The sequence below is a fragment of the Okeania sp. SIO2B9 genome, from assembly GCF_010672505.1.
Lineage (GTDB): Bacteria > Cyanobacteriota > Cyanobacteriia > Cyanobacteriales > Microcoleaceae > Okeania > Okeania hirsuta.
The window spans coordinates 7,491-16,475 of sequence record NZ_JAAHGK010000029.1 but is presented as its reverse complement, the minus strand read 5'-3'; the positions used below and the strand labels follow the sequence as shown (position 1 = coordinate 16,475).

9 protein-coding genes are annotated in these 8,985 nt (G+C 35.9%); 1 reads left to right on the top strand and 8 read right to left on the bottom strand.

The window, feature by feature from the left end; translation table 11 throughout:
* A partial coding sequence (locus F6K13_RS02485) for an ABC transporter ATP-binding protein (protein WP_287286761.1) occupies nucleotides 1-754 on the top strand: 754 nt, incomplete at its 5' end.
* 117 nt (nucleotides 755-871) lie between these two features.
* Here F6K13_RS02485 and F6K13_RS02480 read toward each other — a convergent pair.
* The 8 genes from F6K13_RS02480 to F6K13_RS02445 form a co-directional block, all read right to left on the bottom strand.
* Nucleotides 872-2,020: a glycosyltransferase family 4 protein gene (locus F6K13_RS02480; protein WP_124145314.1), complete on the bottom strand. Its 1,149-nt coding sequence runs from the start codon at nucleotides 2,018-2,020 to the stop codon at nucleotides 872-874.
* Nucleotides 2,021-2,718: 698 nt separating this feature from the next.
* Nucleotides 2,719-3,120 (bottom strand): type II toxin-antitoxin system HigA family antitoxin, encoded by a 402-nt coding sequence (locus tag F6K13_RS02475; protein ID WP_124145313.1) that lies wholly within the window; start codon nucleotides 3,118-3,120, stop codon nucleotides 2,719-2,721.
* Nucleotides 3,104-3,457, bottom strand: a complete 354-nt coding sequence (locus F6K13_RS02470) for a type II toxin-antitoxin system HigB family toxin (protein WP_240038972.1) — start codon at nucleotides 3,455-3,457, stop codon at nucleotides 3,104-3,106. Before F6K13_RS02470 ends, F6K13_RS02475 begins: the two co-directional genes overlap by 17 nt.
* 358 nt (nucleotides 3,458-3,815) lie before the next feature.
* Nucleotides 3,816-5,306, bottom strand: a complete 1,491-nt coding sequence (locus F6K13_RS02465) for an MFS transporter (protein ID WP_124145312.1) — start codon at nucleotides 5,304-5,306, stop codon at nucleotides 3,816-3,818.
* A 194-nt stretch (nucleotides 5,307-5,500) separates the two neighbouring features.
* Nucleotides 5,501-6,385 (bottom strand): DNA repair protein RecO, encoded by an 885-nt coding sequence (gene recO / locus F6K13_RS02460; protein ID WP_124145311.1) that lies wholly within the window; start codon nucleotides 6,383-6,385, stop codon nucleotides 5,501-5,503.
* 455 nt (nucleotides 6,386-6,840) lie between these two features.
* The gene (gene deoC, locus F6K13_RS02455) at nucleotides 6,841-7,521 is read right to left on the bottom strand and encodes a deoxyribose-phosphate aldolase (protein WP_124154557.1); all 681 of its coding nucleotides are present in this window, start codon (nucleotides 7,519-7,521) and stop codon (nucleotides 6,841-6,843) included.
* A gap of 345 nt (nucleotides 7,522-7,866) precedes the next feature.
* Nucleotides 7,867-8,055, bottom strand: coding sequence for a 30S ribosomal protein S21 (gene rpsU, locus F6K13_RS02450; RefSeq protein ID WP_011613894.1), 189 nt, complete (start codon nucleotides 8,053-8,055; stop codon nucleotides 7,867-7,869).
* A 272-nt stretch (nucleotides 8,056-8,327) separates the two neighbouring features.
* Nucleotides 8,328-8,985: Uma2 family endonuclease (locus F6K13_RS02445; protein ID WP_287286759.1), on the bottom strand; the 658-nt coding region annotated here is incomplete at its 5' end.

Sequence of the window (8,985 nt, the reverse complement as noted above, 5' to 3'; positions counted from 1 at the left end):
AGGAACGTATGCTATTTGTTGTTTGACAAAATCAAAAGATAAATCTTGGTACAAAATCAAACAACAAATAGCATACGTTCCTCAAGAGTTGCCACAATGGACAGGAACCCTAGTTGATAATCTGCATTTTGCAGCAGCTATTCATGGTATTAGAAGAAAAGAAAATGAAGATGAAGTTGATTTTATTCTCTGGCGACTTGGTTTAGATAAGTATAAAAATGCAAGTTGGAATGAGATTTCTGGTGGTTTTAAAATGCGATTTGCATTAGCTAAAGCATTAGTCTGTAATCCTCAACTTTTAATATTAGATGAACCTTTAGCAAATCTTGATGTTAATACTCAGTTACTATTCTTACAGGATTTAAGATATTTAGCTGATTCTTTTGCTCATCCCAAAACTATACTTTTGAGTTCACAACATTTACATGAAGTTGAAAATGTCACTGATAATATTATTTTTATCAAAGAGGGTTCTGTAGTTTACAATGGTAAATTAAAAAATTTTGGTGAAGATAGGGAAGAAAATGCCTTTGAATTAAGTTGTAACCTATCAAAAAATGAATTAATGGATTTACTTGAAGAAATATCATATACTCAGATTGAAATGGTTGCTCACAATCAATATATTATCAACACCTCAAAAAATGTTGGTAGTAATGAAATAATTAAATTTTTTCTTGATAATAATATTACCTTGAAATACTTTAGAGATATAAGCAGTTCTACTCGACGTTTATTTAAGACAGAAAAATGAAAAATCCACGGCTAATAATAGACTTTTTAAATCCTGGATTTCTCAAGAGATTGGATCGATATTTGTTAAGGTTTTAGCAAGTATTGATACTTGTTATGAATAGTCTGGAATGTGGGTCTAAATAAAACTACTTAACTTTAGATTTCTCTCTCGCAAAACTTCGCCATAAAGCATTTCCAATTGAGCAATATTTCCACTCAAAGTATAACGTTCTAAAACTCTCCGACGCGCTTTTTGACCCAAAATACTAGTTAACTCAGGATGATCCTTAAACAAAGGCAATAAAGTTTGCAACTGAGTAGTAACATTATGAGTATTTAAAATTATACCCGCACCATTCTCCAACACCTCACCATCAGCACCCGCATCCGTCGCCAAACAAGCCAAACCACAAGACATTGCTTCCAACAAAGCCAAAGACAAACCCTCAACCAAAGAAGGTAAAATAAACACATCCGCACCACGAAAAATTTCTATCCGTCGTTGTTCATCACTCACATATCCAAACCAACTAACTCCCTTCACATCGCTATAAAACATTTGCAAAGAAGCAGCTAATGGTCCATCACCAACAATAATCAAATGGCTACCATTTCCCATATCAGAATGTTTCCAAGCCTTAAGTAGAGATTCAACATTCTTAGCTGTGGAAATACGACCTAAATATAGGAATATACGTTGAGCATTTAACTCAGCCTTGAGACTAGACATACCAGGAGAATATTTATCTATATCAACCCCATTAGGAATTACTGCTACCTTTTGACTAGGGACTCCTAATTTCACCAAAAAATCTCTCTGTATTTCAGAAAAAATAATAACTCGGTCATAATGTGCCAAAAAAGGAGCATATAACTGATAAGCCAAAAATTGAGTCCCCGATTTTATATTGCGCGGTTTACTATCAAACTGGGCATGAAAAGTAGCAACTAAAGGAATATTTAGCTCTTCGCAAATTTCAGGCAGTAAGAAATCAAGAGGAGAAAGAGTTAAAGAAGCATGAACAATATCAGGCTTGAGTTTCTGTAAAGCCTCACTCAAAACTTTGCTAGATTTAAGACTAGGTATGGTGTAACCCTGAGATTTGTAGATACAAGGTAGAGACACTTCATGAAATCTTGGCCATTTATCAGGTTCATTATCTTCAGTAGCAAAATGAAGAAAGCTAACCTGATAGCCCCGGTCTAATAGAGCATTGGTTATTTCTCTAGAGTAGGTAACGTTGCCACAAAAAGGATATTTTTTTCCAAGCCAAGCAATATGCATTCAGATGAATAGGCAGATATTATTTTTGAGAGATTTTATCATTGATATAGCAATCCTATTTTATTCGTGTCAAAAATCTTACTGCTTTTTAGGGAACAGGGAACAGGGAACAGGTAAGAGTTTTAATTTTTTTATTTACTTTTTGATTACCCGCAACCTATTTAGAATTGCTATAGACAAAAACGCCTCAGTTTGTAAATAATACCACTTGCTATCTAAAAAGTTAGATAAGCTAGTTATTAGTCATAAGTCAGGCATTAAAAGTCAGAAGTCGGTATACTTAATGTTTGCTTTTTTCTCTCTGTATTTCATTTAATCCTCATTCCTGACTTCAGCGATCGCTACTTGTGAAAAGTTTTAATTATCAATCTGAACTTCTGATTTTAAAATTTTCAACTTTGTCATCAATCTCTGACAAAAAATAGGAAAAATTTCCTGAAATCGCCAACATAGTTTCAATAGTTTCAGCCTTTCCGTGATAGTATAAATGAACAATAATCCAAGGGTTTTTATTACCTAAAAATATTTTACAGCCTGAAACACTTATGATTTAGTTGCTTAGACAGGCGATCGCCTCATATTGATTTAAGGATGACGAACTAATTTTTTCAAGTTACCTATACGCTCGTTTGACGTATTTGCAATTATATGGTATCTAGGAGAATCTATCGAAATCAACTTTATCCATTAACTAAGACCTACAATTGAAAAATAGTTGGAGAGATTTGGAAATAATCTGCTAGAGCTTTTGACTGCCAGTTATTCAAAGAAAGTTTACCATCCATAAGCTGAGAAACTACCTCATCAGAACCAATAATTCCCACTAAATCTTGTTGACTAATTCCGCTTGCTACTATTAAATGCTGTAAAATTTCGTAAGGCTCTACCGGTGTCATCGGATAATTTTCAGTTTCATAGTTTTCTACTAACAAAACTAACAATTTATATAAAGCTTTTTCCTCCTGGGTGAGATTTTTAGCAAAAGTAAACTCTTCTAATACTGCCAAATATGCTTCGTATTCTAGTTCTGTTTCTATAACTTTTGGAGTAAATTTGATTAGTAAATTACGATAATATATCTCGTCAAAAGTAAGGGTCATCTTTCCACTTGTTCTTGTCATATTCAGCATGGGTTAAAAAGTATTTATAGTACATAGTTTGATTTTCGTAATTAATTCCAACAATCAAACGGTAACTATTTCCTTTAATATTAAAAACCGTAAAATTTCCTACAGCTTCAGCATCTCGATAAATTCTGCGAACTTCTTCTAAATTTTTCCACTTAGCACTTTTAACAGTTGCATACCAAGCATTGACTTGGTTTTGAACATCATGCTGATGTGGTGCTAGATCGTGACGGAGATTCCGTATAGAAATTAGGTGCATAATCAATAATGTACCAGAATAGTTTAACACCCAATTGTAATTAATACCCATCCGGGTTTTATGATTCTGGCAGTCAATTTTTCAGCTTCCTGAACCCTTATAGTTTTTAGGAGCCTGAAGACGGCTTTCCTAAAAACTTTGTATTTTAAGAAAAAATACCAAATGGGTTATATATTTCATATACTTGGAATCTGCTATATCTTTATTTTGTCAAAAGTGCGCCTGTTTCAGCTCTTCATGCTCATGCATGGAGCGTATTTTAGGCGCATAGTTGGGCAGAACAATTCTGGGACAATTCTTACCGAAAAATTGTGGTTTAAAGCCTCCCCTTGTAAGGGGATAATAAAGAAAAATTTTCATTATTAGTCAATCCTCTTCTTTTCAAGGAGAGGTAATTATTCATTATTCATTATTCATTGTTGAATTCTACCTCCTCGCTCATTCCCATGTCTCCTGTCTCCTGTCTCCTGTCTCCTGCCTCCTGCCTCCTGTCTCCTGTCTCCTGTCTCCTGTCTCCTGTCTCCTCAAAATTCGGTATAGAAAAGAAACTGAAGAAAACACCTGCTAATATTGCCACCCCTGCCAACCCAAGAAGAACTGTCGATAAACCCAAAAAAGTTTCTGCAACTCCCGCTAAAGCCAAAGGTAAACTAAGAGCAATATTAACCGCATTATTCTGGAGACCAAATACCTTACCCCGCATTTCTTCAGGAGTTTCAGCTTGGACAGTAGTTTGCATTGGCACTCCCACTATTGCACCAAACATTCCCAAAAGACCAATCAAACCCATACTCACCCACAACTGTTGGTTAAATATGGACAAACCAACCAAAGAAATTGCCATTCCTATAGATCCAATGAGACTGAGTTGGAAATGGGATAACCAATGTCCAAGTTGACTAACTATTCCAGCGCCTATAGCCATACCTATGCCAGCAGCAGCTAATAAAAATCCAAATTCTTCAGCCTCCATACCAGGAATAATCTCTGCCAGACGTACAGCTAAAACTGCCAAAGCTGCAAAAATAGAAAATAAAATGATTTGCTGAATAATCGCGTTACGAACTTGAAGATGATTTTTCAGATAATTTAGGCCATCCCCCAGGTCTTCCAAAATATGAGGTTGTTCCTTTTCACTTAAGTCCTTCTGTTCCCCAGTTGTGATTAAAATTAGTAATAAACCAGCGATCGCGTAACTCCCTCCTACAACCAACTCTTTACCTATAGCTTCACCTACACCAATTTTACTTACTAAACTATCAGCCAACTCTAATAATGGGTCTCCCACTGCAAAGCCAATAATTACAGAAGCCATCATCGTCGTTGTATATAAAGAATTAGCCGAAAGTAGATGTCGCTTTTCCACAATTAAAGGAATTACCGCTTGTTCAGCAGGGGCAAAAAATTGAGTTAGGGTAGAGACTAGAAAAGTTAAAAGTAACATTAAGCAAAATCCCAAAGGTAAATTGCCCAGGTTTAAATCGTTAGACAGCCACAATATTAGTGGCAGAATCAAAACTAATCCTCCTCTTAGTAAATTAGTGGCCACTAATACTATCTTTTTCGGCCACCTATCCACATAGACACCAGCTCCAGCTCCAAATAGCACCGCAGGAATAGTAAAAGCAATCATAATTGCCGATACCCATCTACTTATAGTTTGGTCTGCTGCTTGGAATTGATTAGCAATAATAGCGATCGTGAGTACCAGATAAACTTTATCTGCAAGTTGGGAAAATACTTGACCGCCCCAGAGGATTAAAAATTTACCATTTTTCAGTACTGGCAAAAGTCCACGTTCGGGTTCTATGTCTGCTAAGGATGCAGCCGAAATAGGGTCTGCTTTTGGTTGTGTTTGTTCTTTTTCTGTTGTATTTAACTCGGAATCAGACAATTGCATTTTTTATTAAAGGAGATATAGATTCTAAATAGGGCTTGCTGATTAAATATCAAAGCATTGACTGATATTGGTTTCAGCCTTTTTTAGTCAAAAAAAGTGCGCCTGTTTTTGGTCTGAAAAACTCAAAAAGCTAGTATTTTGGGATGATTATGGCAGAAAAATCACTCTTACAATTCTTACTCCTACCTCCTCGCTCATTCCCCTAACTCCTGTCTCCTGTCTCCTGTCTCCTGACTCCTACCCATACCAAAAGAATTTCCATACGCAAATCCTAAATAAGTATCGATAAGAGCCGCAGAGCGGATAGAGTAACCCAAATGATATTGAGTATATTTTCTTAAAAGTTTTTCAACGATGACCCAATCTTGATGAGAAGTAAGTTCTACCTGAGCGTTGAGCTGAGGTTGAGCTAACTGCTGAAATAGTGAAAGTTGATTGGCATTGAGCATAGTATTTATCCTAACTTGCTGCTGTGAAGATGAAATCACAGAAGTATGGGCAAGTTTAATGGTTCCACCTGAATCTATACTAAATCCCACTTGCCAATTAGGATGATTAAAGTTTGGCTGTAATGGACGTCCAGTAATACAACAGATTTGTACTTGGGGGGCAATTCCTTCTATGGCTAATAGATGATAAATGCCATGAGCTAGATATGATATAAGTTGGGTATGCCAGAGGCGGTCGGTTTTATTTTTTAGTTTTTCGATACGTTCCAAATGTTCGCTGAGAAGATAGAAAAGTTCTGCTTGGGGATGTTCGCTCAAGGCTTGATGGAGAACTAATTCTGCTAAGTATTGACCTGCTGCTAGTTTTCCTAAGTTTTGACTAAGACCCGCATAGGATAATATGGTTTCTGCTTGATTTATTCTATCAAGCGATCGCCCCTGGGAAATTAATAATTGATTTACGACAAATAGTTCACTTCTGCCCCCCAATTTGGATTTTGGCTTCCTCACTCCTGGTGCTACTACTCGAATCAAACCATATTCTGGAGTCAAAATGGTTAATAAACGGTCTGATTCGCCTATGGGTATAGCTTTAAGATTTATTCCAGTTGCTTTGTAGGTTCGGGACATATTTTAAGAAGGAAGAAGGAAGAGGGAAGAAGGAAGAAGGAAGAAGAAGTTTAGAAGTCAAAAGTCAAAAGTCAAAAGTGAAGAAGAAGTTAGAAGTTAGAAGTCAAAAGTGAAGGAGAAGTTAGAAGTTAGAAGTCAAAAGTCAAAAGTCACCCTTTCCTTCCACTGCCATATCAGCTAATGGCGATCGCTTTATCTTCGTCAAAATCTAGGCAAAACACTATATCCAGTAAGTAACAACTATAGTGCTACACTAAATATAGAGTTTATCAATATTTTCTAGATGTGATGCGCAATTTTAATAGTTAATTATTATATCAAATTAGTTTAATTCAGTATAAAAATATGTGGAGGCAGGCATCTTGCCTGCCCAAAAATATAAAGAACGGATATAAAGAACGGGCCAGAGGCCCATTCCACAAAACCCATTCCACAAAACTATTAAAATCATAATGTCAATATCCGGATTTGTCCTTTTGCTGATTGAGCAATTCTAGACCACGAGATGTACCTAACCTAGTAGCACCCACAGAAATTAGATCCACTGCTTGCTCATAACTTTTAATTCCTCCAGCAGCTTTAATTCCCACATTAGTCTTGGTCATTTCCTTGAGCAGTTGCACATCCGCCACCGTTGCTCCACCATACCATCCCGTATTAGTAACAATAAAGGCCACACCAGAATCCATTAAAACTTCTGTCGCTAATCGCTTTTCTGCTTCTGTAAGTAATGCCATCTCTAAAATGGCCTTAACTGCTTTACCAGTTTCCTCAGAAATTTCCGCAATTTCCCGATGTAATTCATTAGTTTGGCCTGTTTTGATTTGACTCAAATTAATCATCACATCTAATTCTGAAGCGCCATTTTCTACAGCTTCTGAAGCTTCATATAATTTAGCTTTACCAGTACTTTGACCATGAGGAAAACCAATTACAGTACAAACTTTTGGATGTTTGCCGTGGAGAAATTCAGCTACTTGTTTGACATAGTAAGGATATACGCAAACTGATGGAAACTTAAATTTTTCAGCGTCCGTACAGAATTTTGAAACTTGTTCTGGGGTGGCGGTAATTGTTAATAAAGAATGGTCAATAAAAGGGGAAATATCTATAAGTTCCGGCTGCTCTACAGCCATTTTTTTTCTCTCCCAAAATTATAGTGTCAAATTCAATTATTAAATTAAGATTAATTTAGCAGAAAATTGTGATGTATAAATATGATTTTTGAAATATAAGGTTTTTTACTACTAGGTGAGGTACAGTTGTCTTTTTCTTTGCTGTTGCTTGTTGCCTAAAAGCTAGAATTTTGTACCTCACCAAATATTAGTAATTGCTGATGTTTAGTTCTTTTTTTGTTAGTAGTCTTAGGGAGACGCACCCAGGCGTCTCAACAACAGTTATCTTAACAGCTTCTTAATGAGTTATAGACTTAGAAAGACACTAATTGACAACAAATTAAAATTACAATAAAGCAATAAAGATTAATAACGGGAACGTCTTTTCCTTTGTTTCTGTAGAGCCATTGCCTTACGCTTCCGTTTTTCAATGGGTGTCTCAAAGTGACGATGCTTTTTCATATCTGGGAATATTCCAGCTTGAGAAACTTGTCGTTTAAACCGACGTAATGCAGATTCAATTCCTTCATTTTCTCCTAGTATCACTTGGGTCATCTATGCATTATCCTCCTAATAGATATTTTGACTTTATTTTTGTTTTGTGGAGCAAAAGCAGTTATTCTTTGCTAGTTCTGATTACAGAAAGCAAGGTTAGCCAATTTTGGCTACCACTTTAAATAGCTCTAACAGTTCAAGTTTTAGTATATTAGCATAAATCATCTAATCTTCATAGCAGAAGGAGGAAGGAAGAAGGAAATGGTCTAATTCTGGTATAATCGAAGTCAATACTTATGATTCAAGATTATTTCTGAATAAGAAAGAATTGCTTATATTAAGCAACCTGATATTAGTCTGCCTATTTCCTGGTATTGAAACTGACTGAATAACCAAGTATAAATGTCGAGTTGATTTTCTTGACGAGTGCGTTGCAGTGCTTCTTCTAATAAAGAAATGGCTAACCCAGGCAAAACTTGAGACTGGTTAATTCTTTGACTACCTCCATTAGCAATAGCAAAGGCAATAACTTCTAGCTTCTGTACGTCAACTATCCAATATTCAGCTACATTCATTGCTTCATACAGCAAACGTTTTTCCCCTTTATCATCAGCAAGGGAAGTATTGGCAACTTCAATAACTAGATTTGGTGGAGGATAAATATCTAGGTCAATAATAGATGCTTCCCAAGAAACTACATCTGCATTTTCTCTAAAATAATAGGAAGCATCTGGTTGAGCCACTCGAAGTCCTGTTTTGCGATAAATACACTCATTTCTGCCATCTACCTTAATCTTTTTTGCCATTGCAAATAAGTTAACTATGGTAGTAATAACCATGTGGTCTTTACTGTGCTTGTTTGCTGGTGACATTTCGATTCTGAGTCCTCCGTTGTGGTAGTAAACTTTGGCTTTTTCGTAACTTGGGTCTTCAATAATTTGGATATATTCTTCCCAAGTTGCTGTTATCCAAGTATCTGTGGGTAGTTGT